Origin of the sequence: Prevotella sp. E13-17 (assembly GCF_022024035.1) — a bacterium.
Taxonomy (GTDB): Bacteria; Bacteroidota; Bacteroidia; order Bacteroidales; family Bacteroidaceae; genus Prevotella.
Genome location: NZ_CP091787.1, coordinates 3,403,843 through 3,428,120, shown reverse-complemented (window position 1 = coordinate 3,428,120; position 24,278 = coordinate 3,403,843). Strand labels below are relative to the sequence as shown.

16 protein-coding genes are annotated in these 24,278 nt (G+C 50.3%); 12 read left to right on the top strand and 4 right to left on the bottom strand.

Annotated elements, in window-relative coordinates; all coding sequences use genetic code 11:
- Nucleotides 1-95: 95 nt before the first annotated feature.
- The 3 genes from L6472_RS13480 to L6472_RS13470 form a co-directional block, all read right to left on the bottom strand.
- On the bottom strand, nucleotides 96-626 hold the full coding sequence (locus tag L6472_RS13480; RefSeq protein ID WP_237805974.1) for an adenine phosphoribosyltransferase: 531 nt from the start codon (nucleotides 624-626) through the stop codon (nucleotides 96-98).
- A 48-nt stretch (nucleotides 627-674) separates the two neighbouring features.
- Entirely contained in the window at nucleotides 675-2,546 is a 1,872-nt protein-coding gene (mnmG, locus tag L6472_RS13475; protein WP_237805972.1) for a tRNA uridine-5-carboxymethylaminomethyl(34) synthesis enzyme MnmG, read from the bottom strand.
- 144 nt (nucleotides 2,547-2,690) lie between these two features.
- A complete protein-coding gene (locus tag L6472_RS13470) occupies nucleotides 2,691-4,892 on the bottom strand; it encodes a carbohydrate-binding domain-containing protein (protein WP_237805970.1) in 2,202 nt (733 codons plus the stop codon).
- 202 nt (nucleotides 4,893-5,094) lie between these two features.
- Between L6472_RS13470 and L6472_RS13465 the strand changes: the two genes are divergently transcribed.
- From L6472_RS13465 to L6472_RS13445, 5 genes are all read left to right on the top strand, one after another.
- Nucleotides 5,095-8,961: an Ig-like domain-containing protein gene (locus tag L6472_RS13465; RefSeq protein WP_237805968.1), complete on the top strand. Its 3,867-nt coding sequence runs from the start codon at nucleotides 5,095-5,097 to the stop codon at nucleotides 8,959-8,961.
- Nucleotides 8,962-9,215: 254 nt separating this feature from the next.
- Nucleotides 9,216-9,947, top strand: a complete 732-nt coding sequence (locus tag L6472_RS13460) for a succinate dehydrogenase/fumarate reductase cytochrome b subunit (protein WP_237805966.1) — start codon at nucleotides 9,216-9,218, stop codon at nucleotides 9,945-9,947.
- A gap of 36 nt (nucleotides 9,948-9,983) precedes the next feature.
- Nucleotides 9,984-11,963, top strand: a complete 1,980-nt coding sequence (locus L6472_RS13455; RefSeq protein ID WP_237805964.1) for a fumarate reductase/succinate dehydrogenase flavoprotein subunit — start codon at nucleotides 9,984-9,986, stop codon at nucleotides 11,961-11,963.
- Between the two features lie 5 nt (nucleotides 11,964-11,968).
- Nucleotides 11,969-12,727, top strand: a complete 759-nt coding sequence (locus L6472_RS13450; RefSeq protein WP_027450874.1) for a succinate dehydrogenase/fumarate reductase iron-sulfur subunit — start codon at nucleotides 11,969-11,971, stop codon at nucleotides 12,725-12,727.
- An 84-nt stretch (nucleotides 12,728-12,811) separates the two neighbouring features.
- A complete protein-coding gene (locus tag L6472_RS13445; protein WP_237805962.1) occupies nucleotides 12,812-13,720 on the top strand; it encodes a hypothetical protein in 909 nt (302 codons plus the stop codon).
- Nucleotides 13,721-13,813: 93 nt separating this feature from the next.
- Here L6472_RS13445 and L6472_RS13440 read toward each other — a convergent pair whose 3' ends face one another.
- Nucleotides 13,814-14,830, bottom strand: coding sequence for a hypothetical protein (locus L6472_RS13440; protein ID WP_237805960.1), 1,017 nt, complete (start codon nucleotides 14,828-14,830; stop codon nucleotides 13,814-13,816).
- 132 nt (nucleotides 14,831-14,962) lie between these two features.
- Here L6472_RS13440 and L6472_RS13435 point away from each other — a divergent pair, with 132 nt between their 5' ends.
- The 7 genes from L6472_RS13435 to L6472_RS13405 all read left to right on the top strand — a co-directional run bounded on the left by L6472_RS13435 (nucleotide 14,963) and on the right by L6472_RS13405 (nucleotide 24,146).
- The gene (locus tag L6472_RS13435) at nucleotides 14,963-15,292 is read left to right on the top strand and encodes an MGMT family protein (RefSeq protein WP_237805958.1); all 330 of its coding nucleotides are present in this window, start codon (nucleotides 14,963-14,965) and stop codon (nucleotides 15,290-15,292) included.
- Nucleotides 15,293-15,760: 468 nt separating this feature from the next.
- Nucleotides 15,761-16,243, top strand: coding sequence for an RNA polymerase sigma factor (locus L6472_RS13430; protein ID WP_237805956.1), 483 nt, complete (start codon nucleotides 15,761-15,763; stop codon nucleotides 16,241-16,243).
- A 16-nt stretch (nucleotides 16,244-16,259) separates the two neighbouring features.
- Nucleotides 16,260-16,850 carry a hypothetical protein gene (locus L6472_RS13425; RefSeq protein WP_237805954.1) on the top strand — a complete coding sequence of 197 codons (591 nt, stop codon included), beginning with the start codon at nucleotides 16,260-16,262 and terminating at the stop codon, nucleotides 16,848-16,850.
- Nucleotides 16,851-17,114: 264 nt separating this feature from the next.
- Entirely contained in the window at nucleotides 17,115-19,208 is a 2,094-nt protein-coding gene (locus tag L6472_RS13420; protein WP_237808038.1) for a M3 family metallopeptidase, read from the top strand.
- Nucleotides 19,209-19,392: 184 nt separating this feature from the next.
- Entirely contained in the window at nucleotides 19,393-20,199 is an 807-nt protein-coding gene (murQ, locus tag L6472_RS13415) for an N-acetylmuramic acid 6-phosphate etherase (RefSeq protein WP_237805952.1), read from the top strand.
- 26 nt (nucleotides 20,200-20,225) lie between these two features.
- Nucleotides 20,226-21,533, top strand: a complete 1,308-nt coding sequence (locus L6472_RS13410) for an endo-1,4-beta-xylanase (RefSeq protein WP_237805950.1) — start codon at nucleotides 20,226-20,228, stop codon at nucleotides 21,531-21,533.
- 804 nt (nucleotides 21,534-22,337) lie between these two features.
- Nucleotides 22,338-24,146 carry a hypothetical protein gene (locus tag L6472_RS13405; protein ID WP_237805947.1) on the top strand — a complete coding sequence of 603 codons (1,809 nt, stop codon included), beginning with the start codon at nucleotides 22,338-22,340 and terminating at the stop codon, nucleotides 24,144-24,146.
- Nucleotides 24,147-24,278 lie beyond the last annotated feature (132 nt).

Genomic DNA, 24,278 nt, shown 5'->3' with positions numbered 1-24,278 from the left:
GTGAAACGATATTTCCCTTCTGTCCTTTCTTTATTTATAAAAAGTCCCTCCCGTTTGAAGGGTCGGGGAGGGCGCTTTGGGGGATTGATGTGTGCTTAAATGGTCAGCAAAGTGGTCACATCACAAAGTCCGTCGAATTCATCGCGTCCGTGAAGACCTTCATCTTTGATTTCAATAATGAAGTTCATGAAAATCTTTTTCGGATTGAAATGTTTCACCAGCTTGTAGGTTGCTTTCGCTGTTCCACCCGTTGCCAAAAGGTCGTCGTGGATTAAAACAACGTCGTTTTCATCGATAGAGTCGATGTGCATCTCGACGGTATCAACGCCATACTCTTTTGAGAACGATTCCTTGATGGTGGTAGAGGGCAATTTGCCCGGTTTTCTCGCCAGTACAACGCCAGCCCCCAACTTATAGGCCAGGGCAGATGCCAGAATGAATCCACGGCTTTCGATACCAACTATCTTCGTGATACCTTTGTCTTTGTAGATTTCGTAGAGGTCCTCTACCATCTCTTTCATGCACTCGCCGTTCTTGTAGAGCGTGGTGACATCGCGGAAATTAATTCCTTTCTTCGGAAAATCCGGTATGCAACGCAGATTGTCCAACAGTAATTTGGTGTTCATACTCAGTTAGTTATATTAATGTTTTAACGCTTTTGTTTCACGTGAAACTTATCGTCCCATCAACACCAACAGTACGTTGATGTCGCTCGGTGAGACGCCTGGAATGCGGCTCGCCTGAGCCAGTGTGTCGGGGTCTATGGCGGTCAACTTCTGTCGGCATTCGGTGGAGAGCGATTGGATGGAGTTGTAGTCGAAGTGCCCCTTGATTTTTATATTTTCCAAGCGGTGCATTTTGTCGGCCACGAGTTTCTCGCGTTCGATGTACCCTTTGTATTTGATACGTATTTCGGCAGCCTCGGCAATCTCTTCTTTTCGGTTGGGTGCGCTTTCGATCAATTCGTGAAGTTCTGGGATGATTTCTGCCAGATTGTGGAAGTTCAGTTGTGGGCGAGCCACCAAATCTTCCAGCTTGACGCCAAACTGCAGTGGGGTGGTTCCCAGTTTCTCCAATGCGGGGTTGATTTCTTTTGCCTTTATGGGGAATGATTTGCAGAAAGCTTCGATTCTTTCGATGAACAGTTTCTTTTCCACCCATCGGTCGAGGCGGTCTTTTTTGGCCAGTCCCATGGCATACGAGCGTTCGGTGAGTCGGGCGTCGGCATCGTCTTGGCGCAGCAAGATGCGATATTCGGCACGCGAAGTAAACATGCGATAGGGTTCATCGACACCCTTTGTCACGAGGTCATCGACGAGCACGCCGATGTATGATTCGTCGCGGTGCATCACAAATTCGTTGTGTCCATCGCATTTCATCGCTGCATTGACACCAGCCACGAGTCCCTGTCCGGCAGCTTCCTCATAGCCTGTGGTTCCGTTCACCTGTCCGGCAAAGAACAGTCCATCCAGTTTTTTCGATTCCAACGTGTGTTTTAGTTGTGTAGGGTCGAAGAAATCGTATTCTATGGCATAGCCTGGGCGATACACTTTCACATCGCGGAAGGCAGGAATCTGTCTTAAAGCCTCGATTTGAACGTCCATTGGGAGCGATGACGAAAAGCCATTCAAATACATCTCGTTGGTGTCTTCGCCTTCTGGTTCCAGAAACAGCGGGTGCTGTTCGCGGTCAGGGAAGGTGACCAGTTTTGTTTCTATCGAAGGACAGTAGCGAGGTCCGATAGACTGTATTTGTCCGTTGTAGAGAGGGGAGTCGTTCAGTCCAGAGCGCAGAATCTCGTGCACCTTGGCATTCGTGTTCACCGTCCAGCAAGGCAGCTGTTGCAGTGTGCGTGCCTCGCCCATATACGAGAACTGGTAGTAGCTGGTGTCGCCAGGCTGTGCTTCCAGCTCGTCGAAATGCACGCTGCGCTTGTCAATCCTGACAGGTGTTCCTGTTTTCATGCGTGCAGAGCGGATGCCGTGCTTGGTGATGCTCTCGGTGAAATCGCTGACAGCAGGTTCGGCGATGCGTCCGCCAGCCACCATCTTACGTCCTATGTGCATCAGACCGTTGAGAAACGTGCCTGCAGTCACCACGACGGCGCGTGCATGTATCTCCGTTCCCCAGATGGTTCTCACACCTGTGACCTGTCCCTTTTCTGCCATCAGCTCGCAGACCTGGTCCTGCCATACGTCCAGATTGGGCGTATGGTCGATGACCGTGCGCCAGTTCCAGATAAACTTGCCACGGTCACATTGTGCGCGAGGGCTCCATACGGCGGGGCCTTTGCCTATGTTTAGCATGCGAAATTGAATGGTAGAGCGGTCGGTCACTATTCCCATCTGTCCGCCAAGGGCGTCAATCTCTCGTACTATCTGTCCCTTAGCGATGCCACCAACCGCGGGATTGCACGACATCTGTGCAATCTTGTTCATGTCCATCGTTACCAGCAGCGTCTTGGCGCCCATATTGGCCGAGGCACAGGCAGCTTCACAGCCAGCATGTCCGCCGCCGATAACCACTACGTCGTAATTTAATATCATTGTAACTTGAAATATTTCGTTTGCAAAATTACAAAATCTTCTGCAATTAGTATGTATAATAATGCTTAAAAAATGTAGAGGGGCAACACTGCTTTGATGCAGTATTACCCCTCATCTTGTCAATTCGTACGATGTTATCCTGTTTTACTTGGCCGTGAAGCTGGTCACGCTGTTTGTGCCCTTAGCACTGCTACCCAGATACAGTCCGTGGAAGACGGTTGCAGCATCGGTAGGCGCAGTGGTGCTGTATTTGATGTTGTAGCTGCCCTTGGAGGTCATGCCCTTGGCTGTAATCAGCGACAGCGAACTGGAGACGTTGGCAGCAAAGCTAAAGGTTGCCAGGTTCTGGTCGTTGCTGTCTGCCAAGGTATAGTAGCGACCGCTGGTGTAACTGATGGTGTTGGTGAGGAATGTGTAGCCCTGGGCTGCGTTAGAGATGGTCGAGCTGCTGGAGCCGCCACCCTGTGCACCGCCGGCGCCGATGCAGGTGCCGTTACCCGTGATCTGGATGTACGAGTTGTTGTCGCAGTCAAAGCCTTCCTCTGGGCCGCCTGCCGACGTATAGGCAAAGCAGGTGCCATTGCCGATGGTGATGGCGCCCGTGGTGCCCGCATTCGAATCGACGGCATCGTTGCCGTTAGAGTAGCATACGGTGATGCCACCATTGAAGACAATCTTTCCCGACGTGTTGATGCAGTCGTCGTAGCATTGCAGATAGTGCTTGCCGCCGTTGATGGTGATGCCGGTCTTCGATTCCAGTCCTTCGGCACCATTCGTCTTGGTGGTGACGGTGGTCTCGCCGCCGTAGATCACAGCCGCACAGATAGCCTTAATGGCCTTGGCAGAAGAACTGCTGTAGGCGCTGCCCGTGGTGCTGACGGTCAGGGTGGGGCCGTTGCCGTCGGCAGTTCCTTGTGTGTAGGCTCCAGTCACGTTGGTGTAGGTGGTGCCACCGCCCATACCGCCACCGCCAGGTCTGCCACCAGGTGCCATCATCGGTGCTCTTGCAGGTGCCATCATCGGTGCTCTTGCAGGTGCAAACCAGCCTCCTCCGCCACTGGTGCTCTTGGTGCCGTTGCCTGCTGCGATGCCTTTACCGGCATTGCCCGTCATGGCGATGGTGATGATGCCTGCGTTCAGGGCGATGTATTCGCCTTTAAGGCCCTTGGCCGACTTCACATCGCTGGACACCGTCTGCGGTGCACCGCTGTTGTTGATGGTCAGTAGGCCACCATTGGTGGTGATATGGTCGGCAGAGACGCCACGTCCGGCAGCGCCGCTGATGGTCATCTCGACAGTACCACCGTTCTGTGTGAAGTCCTCAGCCTTGACGCCAGCCGTGTAAGACGGGTCGCTGCTGTCGCTGGTGTCTATGCCGCCACTGCCTTTCAGTGTCAGTGTGCCATCGTGCACGGTCACCTTGTTTTCACTCTTGATGCACTTGGCGCCAGCTGCTGTGGTACTGATTTTCAGTGTGCCGGCATTGATGATCACCTCGCCAGTGTTGTCTTCATCGTCTGTCAGCGGAATGATCTGATCATCGTCGTCGGTCTTATAGCTCAGTTGCAGACCGTCATCGCTCACGTTATTGATGTTCACCGTGCCCCCATTCATCTGGAAGTACTGGTTCACATTGAAGCCGTCGCCCACAGCCCCCAGGATGTTGATGGTGCCAGTGCTCTTCTTCAGTTGCACATACTCCTTGCCCCAAAAGGCGTGTGCCGTGCGACCAGTAATATTCAGGGTGCCAGCACCTTTGAATTCCGTGTGACCCTTCACAGCAAAACAGGCCTTCTGGCTGCCACCCACGCCATCGACCAGTGTCGAAGTGGTGCCCTCGGCCAGTTCGATGCTGATGCGCTTGCCGTTGCGGATGTTGATGGCAGCGCTGTCGGGGTTGGTCAGTGTGACACCGTTCAGCACGACGCTGGCCTTCAGTTCGCCATCCATATAGAATGAGCCGTTGGTCGAAGTGCCACTCAATGTATAGGTAATCTCGTCGGTCAACGTGGCGCTTTGTATGAGGGATACGTGCGCCTTGTTTGTGCTGATAGTCAGGTGTTTAGCAATATTTCCTGCCACTGTCACACGGGCGGTCTCGCCCTGATAGTCGATGCTGACGCTATTATCGGTCACCACACTGTTGTCTATGTACATCTGGCTGATGTCACTGAGTGCAAGGGTCTTGCCCATGATGGTCACAGTCTGTCCGTTTTCATAGACCATATCGCCAGCCTGACTGGCAGGAATCTGATAGACAACCTCGCCCAGTTGTACGTTCAGTGTCTGTGCCTCCGTTGTTGTCCACAACAATATGGCGGCCATATAAAGTAGAATTTTTCTCATTAGAACCATTATTTTTATAACTTAGTAGTACATTGTGCAAAGATAATGCGTTTAAAATGAATGAGATAAAAAAATCAATCAAATCCGCTTTTTTTTCAATAAAAAGTCATTTAAATATTGTGTAATTCGTTCTTTTTCCGTAATTTTGCCCATTGAATAATCATTTTTGACACTTTAAAACATTAAAATTCTTTTTGAGGAAATGAAAAAAATATTGTTCCCGTTGTTGGTTGTTTTGGGACTCTTTTTGTCGTGTGTGGAACACGAGGACTTTCCATCACCGCTTGAGGGCCTCCATATAGAGAACCAGACATTCTCTTCTGCGGGCGTGCAGAAGACTATCAATGTTGACAACGTACTGACCGATGTGATGGCAACCGTCATTGACACCAAGACCAAATATCCAGCCAACTGGCTCGATGTGAAAATCAATCAGAAGGCAATAGCGCTGACCCTGATGGAGAATATCACGGTTAGCGATCGTACGGCTTGCGTGACGCTGCACGTGAAGAGCGAGGAGATTAATGACGAGGAGCAACCGGTGGTGTTCTATGTCACCCAAAAGAAAAACTCTATGTTCGACGGACTGGATGTTGACGAGGTGGTCATGGGCTTTGAGCAGGGCGACACCACGTTGACATTCAAGAACACGCTGAAGAACACAAAAACAGAAATCTATGATTTGGACGGTCAGAAGGTGGACTGGGTGAAAGCCATGATCGACGGCAAGAATCTTACAATAGCAGTTTCACAGTATGCTTCAAAGGATGACCGTGCGGCACTGGTGAGACTGGTGCCCAACAGCGACCAGTATGTCAGCGACTCGTTGTTGTCGAAGGCTTCGATACTGGTCAGACAGACTCATAACCCTGTGCTCGACAGCCTGACTATCAAACCCGTGAAGTCGCTGGCAGCCGGCGGACGCTATGTGATTCATACCGACCGACAACTGACGGGAGTGCGTGCTCAGGTGATAGACGACGCCACCAAGGAGCGAGCCTCATGGTGTACGGCAACCGTTGCCGGCGACTCGGTGGCCGTGACGACGACGATTTATAACCTGAAAAAAGACCGTACGGCTACGGTGATGCTCTTCTATCCTAATCATGGTGAAACTATCGACACGACCACCATTACGCTGCCTTTTGTCGTAGAACAGGGACATAACAGGATTTTTGACGGGGTGCGATATGATGACCGCACCATCGTCTGGAACCAAACTGCCGATACACTGAAACTATCGCATGAGTTGCAGAACATCCTGTGTCAGGTGGTGGACACGCTGACCAAGAAAGCACCCACCTGGCTACAGGCTACGGTTGAGGGCAACAAGGTGCTGTTCAAGTCGGTGGCGCTGACCTCCAACACTAATCGCACGGTGAAAGTGACATTGTATATGAAGGGTAAAGACAATACGTTGACGGAGCAGACCGTACAGACGAGCTTCTACCTGACGCAGAATCACGATAACATCTTTGATGGTGTGATGTATAAAGATCGTGTGGTCAGTTGGGATGAAAAGGCCGACACGCTGAAACTGACGCGAGAGTTGACGGGAATCAGTTGTCAGTTGACAGATGTTGACACGAAGCAGACGCCCACCTGGTTGCAGGCCACGGTGAAAGGGAAACAGGTCTTCTTTACGGTAAAAGAGAATATGTCGAAGGCCGACCGCACCGCTACGGTGACACTCTATCTGCCTAATGGCAACACCATCGACGAAAAGACGGTGAAGACGAGCTTTGCCTTCAAGCAGTCGGGCAACAATATCTTCAATGGTCATCGGTTCGAGAACCAGACCATGAGCTGGAACGAGACCGTTCGGGCTCTGAAACAGACGGTGGACCTCTCGCTGTTGCACACCAAACTGGTGGACAACGACACCAAGCGTGCACCAACATGGTTGCAGGTGACACTCGATGCCGAACATCAGGAACTGATTCTTAAACCACAGCAGTTGACCTCGGTCGATAACCGCTCGGCCACGGTGACCCTGTTTGTGCCCAATAATGGTAATACCATCGACGAGAACACCGAACAGGTGTCGTTTGTGGTGAATCAGGAACATTACAACATCTTTGACGATGTGCAGTTCAATAATCGAGCCGTGAACTGGGACGAGAAGTACGACACGCTGAAACTGTCTCGCGAACTGACAGGCATCCGCTGTCAACTGGTGGACAACGACACCCACCAGACACCTGGTTGGCTACAGGCCACGGTGAACGGCAAGCATGTGGAGTTTGTGGCGCAGACCAACTACTCTAAGTATCAGCGCTCGGCCAGTGTGACGCTCTATCTGCCCAATGGCAATACCATCGATGCCAAGACCGTTCATACGGGATTCACGTTTACGCAAAAAGGCAACAACCTGTTGGACAGTCTGAAAGTGGCCAACCTGGGGCTTGAATGGAATACGTCAAGTCATGCGATAACAACGAAGGTTGACCTGACCAGCGTGAGGTATAAACTGGTGGACGAAGACACTCAGCAGACGCCTACCTGGCTGAATGTCATTCTCAGTGGCAATAAGATAGAGCTGAAACCGTCGAAGCTCACGACCAAGCACGACCGCTCGGCCATGGTGACGCTCTATGTCAGCAGCTCGACCATCACCGAGAGCACACCCCAGAAGTCGTTCAGGGTGACGCAGCATCACGATAATATCTTCGACAACCTGACCATCAAAGACCGCGAACTGGACTATGACCAGACCAGCGACGTGTTGACGCTGACGCGCGAATTGGAGGACATACATTGTCAGATTATCGATAACGAGACCCAGATGACGGCCCGCTGGCTGAGCGCTGTGGTGAAGGATAATCAGGTATTCTTCACGGCTCAGACCAATACGGCGTTGGCTAAGCGCTCGGCCACCGTTACGCTGTATCTGCCCAATGGCAACACCATTGATGAGAACTCGGTGAAGACTTCTTTCAAGGTGGAACAGAACTTCCAGGTGAAGCTGGTGCCTAGCGTAAAGAAGGTGGAGGTGAGCTATAAGCAACAGACGAAAGAATTCAACATTGTCAGCAACGTGAAGTACCAGATCAAGAGCCCGTCGTGGGTGGACTGCGTCATGACTCCTATAGACGAGACCACCGAGAAGATAACCCTCTCGTTCAAAGAGAACTTTAATAATGAAGCGAATGCTGATACGCTGCGTTTCCTCGTTGCTGGCGAAGAGATGGCTAAGGTGGCTGTAAAGCAGCGCACCAATCCTCATATCACCATCAACTTCAGTGACCATCGCAAGGTGATCTCCTGCGGAAAGAATGGTGGCGAGTTTAATCTGCCGGTGAAAACGCTGACACCAGGCTATCACGTGAGCAAAACAACGAAAAATGGCTCATGGTTCTCGGTAGATCAGACGATAAAGGATGGCTACGACCTGTATTATAACCTTGTGAGGATTCCAGTCTTCAGAGGTGCCGACTTCGAACGTATAGACTCTATTATACTCTATAACGACGAGGTGCGTATAGCCTTCCCTGTCAAACAGCATAAGTATGTCTATGTGGAGCAAGAGAGCCTGGAACTGGAGCTCGGCGGTTCTGTCTCACTGGAGGCAAAAGCCTTTAATGACGCAAATATTCAGTGGAGCAGTAGTAATGCGAAGGTGGCTTCTGTCAGTGAGCAGGGGCTTGTAACTGCACTTGCGAGGGGCAGTGTTCATATTAATGCAGGCATACCCGACTTTACGAAGGATGGCATCACCTACACTAATTACTTTGATTATTGTGAAGTAAAGGTCTATGATGCCACCGATAAGGTAAACGTCAAGCGCGGTTCGGGCGAATACGAGAAGACGGATGGTTATGTCACGTCTCAGTGTCCAATCGTCATCACCAACAACTATCATTCTACCATCAATATCACGTCGGTTGTACTGGTGGATAAAGATGGAAACGAGCTTCCGGTAGCTCTTAGTGGCGGTAATGGCTACCTGTATAAAAACCAGCAAGTGTCGGTAAGCCTTACTAGTAGGTTGAACGGCGTATATAAGCCGTCTGTCAAGCTGACGTTCTCTGTTGGTGGCAAGACCTATACCAAGACCGTGGAATATTAATATCGACGGAAAAAAACGAAGAAAAAGAATCGGAATTGTGGCACTTTTGCCTTGCAATTCCGATTCTTTTATTTTGTATAAATAACCCAATTTTCTGCAGCAAAGATTTGCAGATTCATTATTTTTAGTTAATTTTGTACCCACATTGCGTATATACGTACTCTATTATGAGTATCTTTGTTAGCCTGTGAAGGTCTGTGTCTTGCTGACAATAAATCTAAAATCAATATTAATTAATTAATTTTCAATCTTTTATGTGGTTATTAAATTCATCAATTGGTAGAAAGGTTGTAATGTCTATTACTGGCATTGCGCTCATCCTGTTCTTGACATTCCACTGTGCAATGAACATCGTAGCGCTCTTCTCTGGTGAGGCTTACGACACTATTTGCGAATTGCTGGGTGCCAACTGGTATGCTCTTGTAGCTACTATGGGTCTGGCTGCCCTCGCTGTCATTCACATTGTTTTCGCGTTTATCCTCACGGCTCAGAACCGTAAGGCTCGCGGTAACAGCCGTTATGAGGTTTCTACTACCGTTAAATCGGGTAAGGTAGAGTGGGCCTCTAAGAACATGCTCGTTCTGGGACTGATCATCTTGATTGGTCTGCTGGTTCACCTGCAGAACTTCTGGTACAACATGATGTTTGCCGAGATTGCTGGTTTCACCAACGGTCACAGCCCCGCTGATGGCTTCGCTTTCATCATCGACACTTTCTCACACTGGCCATTGGTAGTGCTCTATCTGGTTTGGTTTGCTGCTATCTGGTTCCACCTGGCTCACGGCTTCTGGTCAGCCATGCAGACACTGGGCCTCAGTGGTAAGATCTGGCAGAAGCGCATGCAGTGCATCGGTCTCATCTATGTCACTCTGCTGATGCTGGGCTTCACTGTTGTGGTGCTGGGCTTCGCCTTCGGTTGCGCTCCTTCGCTCAACTGCTGTCCCGATGCTGCATGCTGTGATACGGTAGCTGCATGCTGTCAGTAAATTAGTTTAATGGTTTTTTGAAAACGCAATATAGTTATGGCAAAAGTATTAGATTCAAAGATTCCTGCAGGTCCAGTGCCTGAGAAATGGAAAGAATATAAAGCTCATCAGCGCCTGGTTAACCCCAAGAACAAGCTGAAGCTCGATGTGATCGTAGTAGGTACCGGTTTGGCTGGTGCTTCTGCAGCTGCTTCTCTCGGTGAGATGGGCTTCAACGTGATCAACCTGTGTATCCAGGACTCTCCACGTCGTGCTCACTCTATCGCCGCACAGGGTGGTATCAATGCTGCAAAGTGCTATCAGAATGATGGTGACTCTGTCTATCGTCTGTTCTACGATACCGTGAAGGGCGGTGACTATCGCGCTCGCGAGGCCAACGTTTATCGTCTGGCTGAGGTTTCAAACAACATCATCGACCAGTGCGTTGCTCAGGGTGTTCCCTTCGCTCGTGAGTATGGTGGCATGCTGGCCAACCGTTCGTTCGGTGGTGCTCAGGTAAGCCGTACATTCTACGCCAAGGGTCAGACCGGCCAGCAGTTGCTGCTGGGTGCTTACTCTTCACTGAGCTGTCAGATAAATGCTGGTAAGGTAAAGCTCTACACTCGTTATGAGATGGAAGACGTGGTCATCGTTGACGGCCGTGCTCGTGGTATCATCGCCAAGAACCTCGTAACCGGTAAGCTGGAGCGCTTCTCTGCTAATGCAGTAGTTATCGCCACTGGTGGTTACGGAAACACCTACTTCCTCTCTACCAACGCTATGGGTTGTAACTGTACCGCTGCCGTCCAGTGCTATCGTAAGGGCGCAATGTTTGCTAACCCCTCATACGTTCAGATTCACCCCACCTGTATCCCCGTTCATGGTGACAAGCAGTCTAAGCTGACGCTGATGTCTGAGTCACTGCGTAACGATGGTCGTATCTGGGTGCCAAAGAAGATTGAGGATGCTAAGAAGTTGCAGAAGGGCGAGATCAATCCTTGGGATATTGCCGAGGAAGACCGCGACTACTATCTGGAGCGCCGCTATCCCGCCTTCGGTAACCTCGTTCCTCGTGATGTGGCTTCACGTGCCGCTAAGGAGCGTTGCGACAAGGGCTTCGGTGTTAACAACACAGGTCTGGCTGTTTACCTCGACTTCTCTGAGTCTATCAACCGTCTGGGTCTCGACGTCATCATGCAGCGCTATGGTAACCTGTTCGAGATGTACGAGGAGATTACAGACGTATTCCCTGGCGACCTGGCCAACGAGATCAATGGCGTGAAGTACTACAAGCCAATGATGATCTATCCTGCTATCCACTACACCATGGGCGGCATCTGGGTTGACTACGAGCTGCAGACCACTATCCCTGGCCTGTTCGCTATCGGTGAGTGTAACTTCTCTGACCACGGTGCTAACCGTCTGGGTGCTTCTGCACTGATGCAGGGTCTGGCCGATGGTTACTTCGTACTGCCTTACACCATCCAGAACTACCTGGCCGACCAGTCTATCTGGGGCAAGATCTCTACCGATCGTCCTGAATTCGATGAGGCAGAGAAGGCTGTTGACGCTGAGCTGACTCGTCTGCTCAACATCAAGGGTAAGCGCTCTGTTGACTCTCTGCACAAGGAGCTGGGTCACATCATGTGGGAGTATGTAGGTATGGGTCGCACCGCTGAGGGTCTGAAGGAAGGCTTGAAGAAGATGCACGAGCTCGAGAAGGAGTTCGACACCAACCTCTTCGTACCTGGCACCAAGGAAGGTCTCAACGTAGAGCTCGACAAGGCTATCCATCTGCGTGACTTCTTCACCATGGGTCAGCTCGTGGCTTTCGACGCGCTCTCTCGTAACGAGTCTTGTGGTGGTCACTTCCGTGAGGAGTACCAGACCGAGGAAGGTGAGGCAAAGCGCGACGATGAGAACTACTTCTACGTGGGCTGCTGGGAGTATAAAGGCAAGGGTGTTGAGCCCGAGCTCTCTAAGGAGCCTCTGAAGTATGAGGCAATTAAAGTACAAACCCGTAATTATAAGAATTAAAGACTATGGCTAAGAATATAAGTTTCACCATTAAATTTTGGCGTCAGAATGGTCCCAAAGATGCGGGTCACTTCGATACTCACGAGATGCATGATATTCCCGATGACACCTCGTTTCTCGAGATGCTCGACATTCTGAACGAAGAACTCATCAACGAAGGCAAGGAGCCTTTCGTATTCGATCACGACTGCCGCGAGGGTATCTGCGGTATGTGCTCGCTCTACATCAACGGTACACCTCACGGTTTGACCGAACGCGGTGCTACCACTTGTCAGCTCTACATGCGTCGCTTCAACGATGGTGACGTAATCACCGTTGAGCCTTGGCGCTCAGCTGCCTTCCCTGTCATTAAGGACTGTATGGTTGACCGTAATGCCTTCGACAAGATCATCCAGGCAGGTGGCTACACCACCATCCGCACCGGTCAGGCTCAGGACGCCAACGCCATCCTGATTCCTAAGGAAGATGCCGACGAGGCTATGGACTGCGCATCTTGCATCGGTTGTGGTGCTTGCGTAGCAGCTTGTAAGAACGGCTCTGCCATGTTGTTCGTTTCATCTAAGGTCAGCCAGCTGGCTCTGCTTCCCCAGGGTCGCGTTGAGGCTGCCCGTCGTGTGAAGAACATGATTGCCAAGATGGATGAGCTCGGCTTTGGTAACTGTACGAACACTCGTGCCTGCGAGGCCGTTTGTCCGAAGAACGAGACCATCGCCAACATCGCTCGCCTGAACCGCGAGATGATCAAGGCCAAGATGGCTGACTAAGTCAATAGACATTATTTATATTATATAAAAGCGCCGCGGAATTTTCTGCGGTGCTTTTGTATACTACAAATGATACTTGTATTCATGAAAAAGATATTTTTGTATTTATCCTTGATAATCATTGTCCTGACGGGCTGCAATAGTGATGATACAACAGCTCGGCCCGACGTGCCTGGAAAGGTAGCGATGCGTATTGATAGCATCCCCGATATTCCAGACGGTGAAAGCCTTTTCCATTTTGACTATGATGCCCAACATCGGGTGAAAGAGTACAGAAAAACATGGGGAACAACAGTCTCTGGAAAATCCGATACTATTTCGTTTCATTATGATCGAGGAAGAATCGTCCTCCACATGAATCTTTACCGACGACTCATGAGAATGGGGCCAGTGGCCAGATTTACGCCCTATTGTATTTTCTATACCAAAGACGGTAAGATAGTCTCTGGCAGCATGCCTCTCGATATCCGTAACGACAGGCTAAGGGACAGTATTGCATACTCTTATACTGACAATAAATTGACAGGCTATGAGGTCTATGGTACATTAGACGGCAACGTGATGAGAACGAAGTACGTACAGCGACTGAACTGGCAGGGTGACGACCTGAAAGACATGCTTGCCACGCAGGATGGTGAGAAATACTTCGAGACCGTTTTTCATTATAATGACCATTTGCTGACAGCCTTGTTGCCTTTCATGTCGTTTGACTATCTGATGGATCATGATAGAACCTACATCTCTGTTTTGGCGAATATGGGTTACTTTGGCACTTTGCCCAAACACGAGATGACGGGACTTACCATGGCTAGTAATAACGAAAAGTACGAACTGCAGATTGATTATCATTATGGGGCAAGCTCATTGCCGGAAGGTTTCGAATACGAATATAAGTACAGCGCAGCAAACGTCCCCGGTTTTCAGTCAGACTGGCTGGTCGTTGAAAGCGAAATAGTGTTAAATATACCGCTGGTATGGGTGATTAATCAATAGGGCGCTTACCTGCCCTTGATCTCTTTTGCGGCTCTCTTCTGCTTGTCGCTGTGGCACAGCGACAGACTCTACTTAGGGGGCAGGCTCTATGCTTTATTGGCCCGCGCAGATGGCGCGGGCCATTTCGTTGAGCTGCAGGCATTGGGAGCGCTTGATGGTGAGCTTTTCGTTGTGGTGCTCCCAAGGGGCGAGGATGAGTAGCTGACCGCCGGCGCACGCCTCCATGCGCTTGCCGCCCGGCTTTGCCAGGTCTGTGAAGCCGTTCTCTTGCAGATAGATGAGGGGCAAGCCTTCATCGAAGGCTGCTCGCATGATGGCTTTCTCGCCCTTGGAAATGGCAGGCGATACAAGCACGGCTCCTTGACGGGCTGCTTGCAGACAGGCGGCTGTTTTGGCCAGCAGGTCGCCGTCTGTGATGCTTCTGGAGCATTGTACCTGCAGTTTCAGAGGGCGCTCCAGAAGAAAGCGGTTGCCAATGGCTGAAAACTGAAGACCGGCAAAGGTAAGTCCTCGCTGTACGCGGAACAGATCGGGGTGCTCGTGCTTCATCAGCAGGCGGCGAGGGTTGTCCTTTAGGTAGTGAAGCCAGCGCTCCAGCTGGCCCTCGCGCAGCAGTATCTGGTCGTTGAAGCCCTTTGCAAAGAGTAGACCATTGTCTCTGCTCTGTTCTGCGTGTCGCTGTGCCACAGCGACAAATTCCTCCGGCATCATCTCGCGGAACGCGCGGTTGCAGGCCTGCTTCACGCCCAGTAGCACCTTGCCTAAAGGCTTCTCCATTTTTTCTTTCACAAAGAGCACGGCATGCAGATGGTCGGGCATCATCTGCAGGGCATTCACACTTACCTCGGGATGAAAGTGGCCGATGGTGAGCCATATCTTCTCTATCTCAGCACCAAGTGCCGACAGTTCGATGTGTGGAGCCTCTGGCGCGGGCGCTGCGGCCTCGCTTTGCCCCACCACTTTGCCAAACAGCGGCTTGCGTTCTTCCGTCACCATCGTAATCATATACATGCGCCGTTCGGTGTAGTCGTTGTCCACACAGCGGCGTTGCATTGAGGCTTTCTTCTCTCCCGCGAAAGGTTTCCGGCTTTCAAATGTCTTCCTATCCATAATTTTAGGTACAAAAGTACTTTTTTTTCTTTTACGATTGCTCTCTTTTTATTGAAAAATAAAAGGGATATCACGTAGTTTTTGTATCTTTGCTGCGTCTAAAGAGTAAAGCAATACAGTAAAAACAAAGAAATGAAAGACTATCCAGACAAAATGACGCCTGAAGAGGCACGCCAGTTTCGTGATGACGTGCTGAATATCGTCAGTCAGATTCCTTCGGGGCAGGTGACCACCTATGGCATTATTGCCGCTTGGGCTGGGTGGCCCAGTCACTCGCGCATGGTGGGGCGCACACTTCGCTATACCCCTGGCGCCGAACAATTACCCTGCCATCGCGTGGTCAACAGAGAAGGGCGTACCGCTCCTGGTTGGAGTCGTCAGCGCCTGCTCTTGGAACAAGAAGGTGTGCACTTCAAACCCAACGGTCATGTCGATATGGACCGTCATTTATGGGAACCATAATACTACTTCAGCTTTCATCATCTATGTTTTTCTGGCTAACAGCATTGATAATCAGAAGAAGTTTCATATCTTTGTACCCAACCTTATCTCTGCACTCAGCGATATTATTTCAATAGCAAAAACCTATATCAATGAACAAGAATATTACTATCTCTATTGTGCTGGGACTGTTTTTAGTCAAGGCTTTTGAGCAGACTAAGTCATAGACATTATTTATTATAAAATAGCGTCGCAGCGTAAAAACTGCAGCGCTTTTTATTTGCCCTCGCAGATGGCGCGTGCCACCTTGTTGAGCTGCAGACACTGGTTGCGCTATCCATCATCCGTGGTGCAAAAGAACAACATATTTGTGCCAAAGTACAACTTATTTGGTTTATTGAGAAATTTGTGCAAAATAAAAGGGATATCACGTAGTTTTTGTAACTTTGCTGCGTCTAAAGGGTAAAGCAATACAGAAAAAACAAAGAAATGAATGATCTAGAAAAACAGTTTGCGCAAACCGTAAAGAAACATCGCAGCACGATATATACCGTGTGCTACATGTTCTCGCAGGATGCCGACGAAGTGGAAGACCTCTTTCAAGAGGTGCTGGTAAACCTATGGAAAGGTTTCAAGGGGTTCGAGCAGCGATCCGACATCAATACGTGGATCTATCGCGTCGCCTTGAATACCTGTATCTCGCAAAACAGAAAGAAGAAACGCAGGCAGATGGAGGTACACATTACGATGGACATCAATCTTTTCAAGGACAGCGACGAGGATACCCGCCAGGTAGATATGCTCCACAAGCGCATCTCGCGCCTGCAGCCCTTCGATCGTGCCATCGTACTGCTGTGGCTCGAGAACCTGCCCTACGAGGAGATAGGTCAGATTGTAGGCATCACGGCCAAGAACGTCAGCGTGCGCCTGCATCGCATTCGCGAACAACTGAAGCAAATGTCTAACGATTAAAAAACGCTTACCCGCTATGAATGACAATTTTGAACTTGAGAATATGCGACAGCAGATGGGTCTGCTGAAGCAGAAACTGGCCCAGCAGGAGATTGTGAACGACGCTTTGATTCGTCAGTCGGTGAAGAAGAATGTTTCTACTGTCGTCAGAAACTATCGTTTGCTTTTCATTCTGGACATCATCTTTATCCCATTGTTCTATCTTATATTCTGTAATTATATGCACCAGCCAGTGTGGATGTGGCTCTACATCACCGTCGGCCTGCTTTACGACGCCTGGCATCGCCGCAGGATATTCCGACTGATAGGCGATAGTCATCTGTACGAGCAGTCGTTGCTGGAGGTACGCAAGAAGGTGCTGAAGGTGAAAAAGTACGAGCGCATCTTTAACATCATCTCCTATCCCCTTCTGTTCCTGTGGTTCGTCCTGTTTTTCTACAACGAATATCTCATAGCCCATTACCCCTCAGTAGCCTATACTGTATTCTGCTTTATTTTCTCTGTTGTCTTAGGTTTCGGTTTTGGTTTTGCTTACGACAGGAGAATGACAAAGCACTATCAGGAGGTTCTCCAGCAGATAGAGGATGTCACGCAGAGCGAGGAGTAAATCCGTTGGGATGTTATTTCCAACAGCGCAGCATAGAGGCTACCCGTCGTGTAAAGCGCACGAAGGGTAGCCTCTACTCATTATTATTATGGTAACTTCAATTTGAGAAGTTTTCAATTTGTGAATAAAAATGGTATCTTTTTTCCTTTTTTTCAGTAAATCGTCGTACCTTTGCAGCGAAATAGTGACAAAGACTATCAAAGACTACCATTATCACAAACAAACATGAATAAGAAACTGATGACCTTCGGTATTTCGGCAGCTATGCTGTCAAGTGCGATGGTGCAGCTGAGCAGCTGCTCTAACGCCAAACACGAGAACCCGCTGTTGCAGGAAAGCACGCTCCCTTATGGTGCGCCCGACTTCAGCAAGATTCAACCTTCCGACTATCTGCCTGCTTTTGAGACGGCTATTGCTCAAAAGCGTGAGGAGATCAAGCAGATTATCGACAACCAGGACTCTGCCACTTTCGAAAACACCATCCTCGCTCTTGAGGAAAGCGGACGCACGCTCGACCGCGTAAGCCGTGTGTTCTTTGCTCTGACAGAGGCCGACAAGACCCCCGAAATCAGCGAGACTGAAAAGAAAGTACAGCCCATGCTGACCGACCTGGACAACGAGATTACGTTCAACAAGCCACTTTTCGAGCGCATCAAGGCCGTCTATGACCGCGAGCACGACAGTCTGCAAGGCGAAGACCAGAAGCTGTTGGAGGAGATATACAAAGGCTTTGTGCTGAGTGGAGCCCTGTTGTCTGACGAGAAGATGGCCCGTATGAAAGAGATCAACCTGCGCATCTCCGAGCTGCAGCAGCAGTGGGGCGACCTCCTGCAGGAGGCTACCAACAACGCTGTGGTGTGGGTCGATAAGAAAGAAGACCTGGCCGGTCTCAGCGAAGCCGACATCGCTCAGTGTGCCAAGGATGCCGAGAGCCGTGGCGGCAAGGCACCCTATGCCATCGTCATCGTCAACACCACCCAGCAGGCTCCTCTGGCCAGCCTCGACAACCGCGAGTTGCGCAAGAAGGTCTATGAGGCATCTGTCAATCGCAGCAATGGCACGGGCCAGTACAACACCTTCCCCATTGCCGTAGAGATTGCCAAGTTGCGTGCCGAGCAGGCCGAGATTATGGGCTATCCCAACTATGCCTCTTACTCTTTGGAGCGCACGATGGCAAAGACCCCCGACAATGTCTATGCTTTCCTCAAGAATCTCATTGCCCAATACACACCGGTAGCTCAGGCCGAGACCAAGGCTATCGAGGCGTATGCCCGCAAGACACAGGGTGCCGACTTCCAGTTGCAGCCCTACGACCGTTTCTACTATTCTGCCAAGATGAAGAAAGAGATGCTCAATATCTCCGAAGACGAGGTGAAGCCCTATTTCAATGTTGACAGCGTGCTCATCAATGGCGTCTTCTATGCTGCCAACCTTGTTTATGGTCTCACCCTCAAGGAGCTCACCGACATCCCCACCTATCATTCCGACATGCGCGTCTTCGAGGTTATCGACAAGGACGGCAATCCTAAGGCACTCTTCTATTGCGACTATTTCCGTCGTCCCACCAAGCGTGGCGGCGCCTGGATGGATGGCTTCCAGAAGCAGAGCCGTCAGCGCAACCAGCTGCCCATCATCTTCAACGTCTGCAACAGTGCCAAGGCTCCCGAGGGTCAGCCCTCACTGCTGACCTGGGACGAGGTGACCACTATGTTCCATGAGTTCGGCCACGCCCTCCATGGCATCCTCTCTGACTGTCAGTATCACATGTTGAGCGGCACCAGCGTGGCTCGCGACTTTGTCGAGATGCCCTCGCAGTTCAACGAGTCGTTTGCCTCTATCCCCGAGGTCTTCGACCACTATGCCCGCCACTACCAGACCCACGAAGCCATGCCTGCCGAACTGAAGGAACGCATGCTGAAGAGCATCAACTTCCAGCCCGCCTACGCACTGGGCGAGAACCTGGCCGCCACCTGTGTGGATCTTGCCTGGCATATGCTCGCCTCAAAGGATGTACCCACGGCCGACAAAGCCATGGCCTTCGAGACCGAAGCCCTTCGTCAGGTAGGCTTGCTCGACACACAGATTCCTCCTCGCTATTCTACCAGCTACTTCAATCATGTGTGGGGTGGGGGCTATGCCGCCGGCTACTACAGTTATCTGTGGACCGAGGTGCTGGCCGTCAACATTGCCGATGTCTTTGCCCAGCGTGGCGCGTTGAAGCGTGAGACAGGGCTCGACTTTTGCAGTAAGGTGCTGAGCCGTGGCAACACTGGCGACCTGATGCAGATGTTCACCGACTTCACCGGTATGCAGCAGCCCGACGCCTCCAGTCTGGTTCGCGCAAGATTAGGTTTGTAAGACGACCCCCTTCATTATACCAAGAGCGTAGCACCAGTCGTGCTACGCTCTTTTTGTCTGATCCTCCTTCTGTGTTAAATTATTAGAAAGAAGAAGTGATAATGATGAAGTATCCGGGATTTTTATTTAGTTTTGCAAGACTAAAACAATATAGGCAGCAGACAAGCCGAAAAATGTCATATCCATGAAGCAGCAGGAAAAGATTACCGAACAGCCTTCACACTTCGACCACCTGGAACAGATGTCCGTGGGCGAGCTCTTGGCGCATATCAACGAAGAAGACCTGACGGTGGCCGAGGCGGTCAGAAAAGCATTGCCACAGGTTGAGGCCCTCGTGGTGGCCATCGAGGAGCGCATGCGTCGTGGTGGCAGACTCTTCTATGTCGGTGCAGGCACCAGTGGACGCCTTGGCGTGCTCGATGCCAGCGAACTGCCCCCTACGTTTGGCGTGCCCGACACTATGGTCATCGGTCTTATTGCCGGTGGCGACCACGCCCTGCGTCATGCCGTCGAGGGTGCCGAGGATGTGGCCGAACAAGGATGGAGCGACCTCTTGTCCTATCAGCCCACGCCCGATGATACCGTGATCGGCATTGCCGCCTCAGGCACCACGCCCTATGTCATCGGTGCCATCCGTCAAGCTCGTGCTTGCGGTCTGCTCACGGGCTGCATCACCAGCAATCCCGGCAGTCCGCTGGCTGCCGTCTCCGCCTATCCCGTCGAGACCATCGTGGGGCCCGAGTTCGTCACCGGCTCCAGCCGCATGAAGAGCGGCACCGCCCAGAAGATGGTGCTCAACATGATCTCCACCTCGCTCATGGTGCGCCTTGGGCGCGTCGAGGGCAACCGCATGGTGAAGATGCAGCTCACCAACGAAAAACTCATTGACCGCGGCACTCGCATGATTCAAGACTCCCTGCACCTGTCCTACGATGAGGCCCGCCGTCGGTTGCTCTCCGCCGGCAGTGTCGATAAGGTACTAAATCTATAGAGCCACTATTCAAATCGTAAACCACTATGAAACTACTTAAAAAGCTACTCTTTACAACTCTTTTCGCCGTCTGTGCTCAAACCATCATGGCACAAACGGCCAGTGAAACCAACGAAAAGGCTGTTTCTGGCCCGCTCAGCGCCAATCCCGACAAGTTCCTGGGCAACATTACCACCAGCGGACGCGTGAACCCCGACGGCCTTGAATATGCCTCCTTGTGGAATCAGCTCACCGCCGAGAACGAATCCAAGTGGGGCTCTGTGCAGGGGGCAGCCCTCGGCCTGTTCGACTGGCAGGGCACCGATCGCGCCTATCAGTATTGCCGGGCCCACGGCATTCCCTTCAAGTTCCACTGTCTGCTCTGGGGCGCCCAGTATCCTCGGTGGATGGACTCGCTCTCTGTCGATGAGCAGCGCCACGCCATCGAAGCCTGGATGGACGCCATCCACGAGCGCTATCCCGACCTGCCCATGATCGATGTGGTCAACGAGGCAGTGGCTGGCCATCAGCCCGCCCCTTATCGTGCCGCCCTGGGTGGCGAGGGCCAGACGGGCGTCGATTGGATCATCCGTGCCTTCGAGATGGCCCATGAGCGTTGGCCCAACGCCATCCTTATCTATAACGACTACAACACCTTCCGCTGGCAGAAAGACGAGTTCATCCAGTTGGTGCGCACCCTGCGCGATGCCGGGGCGCCAGTCGATGCCTATGGCTGTCAGTCGCACGAGCTCACCGACATGCCCTTCGATGCCTTTCGTCAGGCCATGACCGACATCCACGATGCCCTCCGCATGCCGATGTACTGCACCGAGTATGACATTGCCACCGAGAGCGACTCCCTGCAGTTGGCCCAGTACCAGCAGCAGATTCCCTACATGTGGCAGCAAGACTACTGTGCCGGCATCACCCTCTGGGGCTATATCTACGGTCGCACCTGGACCCACAACGGCAACTCAGGTCTGATACGTGATGGTCAGGAGCGTCCCGCCCTCACCTGGCTCCGACAGTACATGCAGACCCCTGAGGCAGAAAATGCCCGAAGCCCCTTCCCTGCCATGAGGAAAGAGGCCTCGCTATACATCAAGCCATCGGCGCTCCGTCTGTCGGCTGGCGAAACTCTGAAAGTTGTTGTCCGTGCCCATCTGCGCACCAAGACCATCGACCATGTCGATCTCTATATCGATGGCATCCAACTGCCAACGCGCCGTCGTGCCCCTTATGTCTATCAGGTAGTCCCCTCGGGCATCGGTTGCCACGACCTGCGTGCCGTGCTCACCGCCACCGATGGCACTCGCTACGAGCGCTACTCATTCATCGAGGTCAAGACACACTAACAGAGGAGAAAGACATAATAACGGGGGTAAAGACATAATAACTTTTTTTAAAGACATAATAACAGACGAACAAACTTTTTTTTAAAGACATAATAACAAACGAACAAACTTTTTTTACGAACATACTAAAAAGAAAAGGAGTGCATAACGAGATAAGTCGCTATGCACTCCTGACTTCGGGAATGCGTCACCCAAAATACTTCTTCAGGTCGAGTAAAGGCTTCATGGCACGCTGCTCGTCCGTAAGGAAGAGGGCTTTGGTCAGTTTTTGTTGATTATAAGGCAGCTCCATTGTAAACTGTCCAGTTCCCAATAGAACCTTAGCATCACCTGATTCACCTTTACAGAAGCCTTTACCTAACTTCTGCGGAAACGTGTACTCAGTTCGTTAATCCATCGGAGGAATTCTTGTGCAGTATGTTCAATGACTTTATTCCTTTGTTTGCCATATCTTCTGCAATTTTACACATTATTTCTGAACCACCTAAGTTCTTTACAGTTTTATAATAATAGCAGGAGAAAATCCTTCCATCAAATATCATCTATCAGACATCTTCGTGAAGCAAGTGCCTGTCCTTCATTTTTTCTAGCCTAGCACTCGTCAGAAACTACAAAACAGTATTCTCCCGCCGTCTTCAGGAACAAAATGAAGTCTGGGGGTACTGGTTTTGAAAAAAATATGTACCTTTGCAAAATAAAAGCTACTACGTCCCTTCAGGTAGGGATACAAAACCTGTTTGAGAGGTAATGTCAAACTTATACTGCCACATTGTCAATTATATTAATAAAATCGCTTTCAAAAATATGAAAAATTTATTTCTGACAATCTTGATGTTTGGACTCTCTCTGCCAGTACTGTCTCAAGTTAGATTTGCCGACCTCAAACTCGAGGTGGAGAGATGGCTCAAGGACCAAGAGCAGGTTGCAGTGAACAATTCAAAGAAACCAAAGTTCATCGAATTTCACGACTATCACTACACCCTTGAGGGCATTATAACCAAAGGGGTCTTGGAAGAAGGTACTGTTGCAAAATTTTACGACATTTCTTCGTTAGTACCTAAACCTCTGTTGGAGGGTAAGGTATCCTATCAGGCTGGTCGCCTGGTGGTCAATGGCGTAAAATTCAGCTATCTCACAGACCGCACCAATAAGGTCTATGGTACATTCTATGTGCATAATATGGACGACTTTTCTATGAACTACAAGAATAAAAAGGCGGGCGAACTGAGGATTAGCTGTATAGATGCCAAGTATGCTGAATGCTTCCATGGCGATAGTCCTGCAATATTGAAGTTGTCAGGTGCTATACCGATGGCCTATATCGATGGCAAATCTGGTGTCATGTCTGTCGAGGTTCCTGGCATAAAGGTTAGTGACACCCCCATAGACATGGTTAAGGTGCTAATGGGCGATGTTAAAAAGATCACGGTAAATCAACCCGATGGCGTTGTGTTCAGAGGAATCGCTCGACCGTCGATGTTTGACGAAAATAAAGTTCAGTTTCTTCCTTTAGAGGGGCAGAAGACGGGAATGAAATCAGGACCAAATATAATTTCTGTCCGAAAGACTAACGGAAATATTGTGTATACTCAGGAGAACGAAGGAGGCTCTAAGACCGTGCTCTTTGTCAAAGACAACGGCACGCTCTCGGAAGAGAATTATTGGAACGCTATCAAATACTACGAACATTGTTTTTTCGTTCAATTGACCTATGAGGATGGGCGATATTTTGAAGGAACAGCTAAACACGATATAGCAACAGATGAAGCCAAGGGGACGACCAGTGTAAAGACGACTCCTGTGCGAGGACTGTATAAATATCCCAATGGAGACCGGTTTGAGGGAAATCTCACCACAAAACTCGCAGGTCCATTCTTCACCGATGGTACGACTTTTTTTGCCAATGGGTCAACGCGGGAAGGCAACTGGCTTGAAGGCCTCGAACTCACCAATAGTCAGCGCGAAAAGGTCTATGCCTGCAATAACCCCTCCGATGCGCTTACACTTGCCCAGGATTTCTCCTATAGCAACTTCTATCAGGAATACACCTATCCGTGTGAGTATCCAGACTATCCCGAGATATTGTATTTCAATCCGGAAGAGGAGCGCGATTCTCGCATCTATAAACCACGTATTATTCACGACAAGAAGAACAATACTTATCGTTGCGTCTTTGGGGATAATAAACAAACGGAATTGGAATTCGCGGTCGATGAGAAAGGCCAACGCTCTTGGGAAATTGTCTATGCGTCGGGCAAACCCACCTTTATCAATAGATTTACCTGGTATTCCAATGGCGTAGTGAACACCATCAATTCTTATTACTACAAGACTAAGAAGCTCTATCTCTCTTGCAATTTTTTCTCTGACGGCAAACTACGAAGTGCCTATCAATATGCATCGGGAAACAATGGCAAAAACATCTTGAGAAAGTCCAAGGAGTCGCATCCCACCCTCAGAGGCTACACCTCTAAGCTCTACGACCTGGACGGCAGATACGAACGCGACATTCAATGGAAAATAGGTACCGACGAGAGTATGTGGGGAACCTATGAAACAAAGATGGCGCCTAAACATCTTATCTTCAACAACCTAAAGCCCGTCAAAAAATAATAACCGCATTTGAGGCGTCTTACAACACAATCTTTAGATATGGGTGCTACCATCGAATATAATAGAGCAAATTAAATTCGTCTTTTTTTTCTTTAGAATACTGCTTCTGTACCTTTGCGGTATGGAAGCAGT

Bases quoted from the DNA above. Each gene is read 5' to 3' on its own strand.
- L6472_RS13480 (WP_237805974.1), bottom strand. From the start codon at position 626: ATGAACACCAAATTACTGTTGGACAATCTGCGTTGCATACCGGATTTT.
- mnmG (WP_237805972.1), bottom strand. From the start codon at position 2,546: ATGATATTAAATTACGACGTAGTGGTTATCGGCGGCGGACATGCTGGC.
- L6472_RS13470 (WP_237805970.1), bottom strand. From the start codon at position 4,892: ATGAGAAAAATTCTACTTTATATGGCCGCCATATTGTTGTGGACAACA.
- L6472_RS13465 (WP_237805968.1), top strand. From the start codon at position 5,095: ATGAAAAAAATATTGTTCCCGTTGTTGGTTGTTTTGGGACTCTTTTTG.
- L6472_RS13460 (WP_237805966.1), top strand. From the start codon at position 9,216: ATGTGGTTATTAAATTCATCAATTGGTAGAAAGGTTGTAATGTCTATT.
- L6472_RS13455 (WP_237805964.1), top strand. From the start codon at position 9,984: ATGGCAAAAGTATTAGATTCAAAGATTCCTGCAGGTCCAGTGCCTGAG.
- L6472_RS13450 (WP_027450874.1), top strand. From the start codon at position 11,969: ATGGCTAAGAATATAAGTTTCACCATTAAATTTTGGCGTCAGAATGGT.
- L6472_RS13445 (WP_237805962.1), top strand. From the start codon at position 12,812: ATGAAAAAGATATTTTTGTATTTATCCTTGATAATCATTGTCCTGACG.
- L6472_RS13440 (WP_237805960.1), bottom strand. From the start codon at position 14,830: ATGGATAGGAAGACATTTGAAAGCCGGAAACCTTTCGCGGGAGAGAAG.
- L6472_RS13435 (WP_237805958.1), top strand. From the start codon at position 14,963: ATGAAAGACTATCCAGACAAAATGACGCCTGAAGAGGCACGCCAGTTT.
- L6472_RS13430 (WP_237805956.1), top strand. From the start codon at position 15,761: ATGAATGATCTAGAAAAACAGTTTGCGCAAACCGTAAAGAAACATCGC.
- L6472_RS13425 (WP_237805954.1), top strand. From the start codon at position 16,260: ATGAATGACAATTTTGAACTTGAGAATATGCGACAGCAGATGGGTCTG.
- L6472_RS13420 (WP_237808038.1), top strand. From the start codon at position 17,115: ATGCTGTCAAGTGCGATGGTGCAGCTGAGCAGCTGCTCTAACGCCAAA.
- murQ (WP_237805952.1), top strand. From the start codon at position 19,393: ATGAAGCAGCAGGAAAAGATTACCGAACAGCCTTCACACTTCGACCAC.
- L6472_RS13410 (WP_237805950.1), top strand. From the start codon at position 20,226: ATGAAACTACTTAAAAAGCTACTCTTTACAACTCTTTTCGCCGTCTGT.
- L6472_RS13405 (WP_237805947.1), top strand. From the start codon at position 22,338: ATGAAAAATTTATTTCTGACAATCTTGATGTTTGGACTCTCTCTGCCA.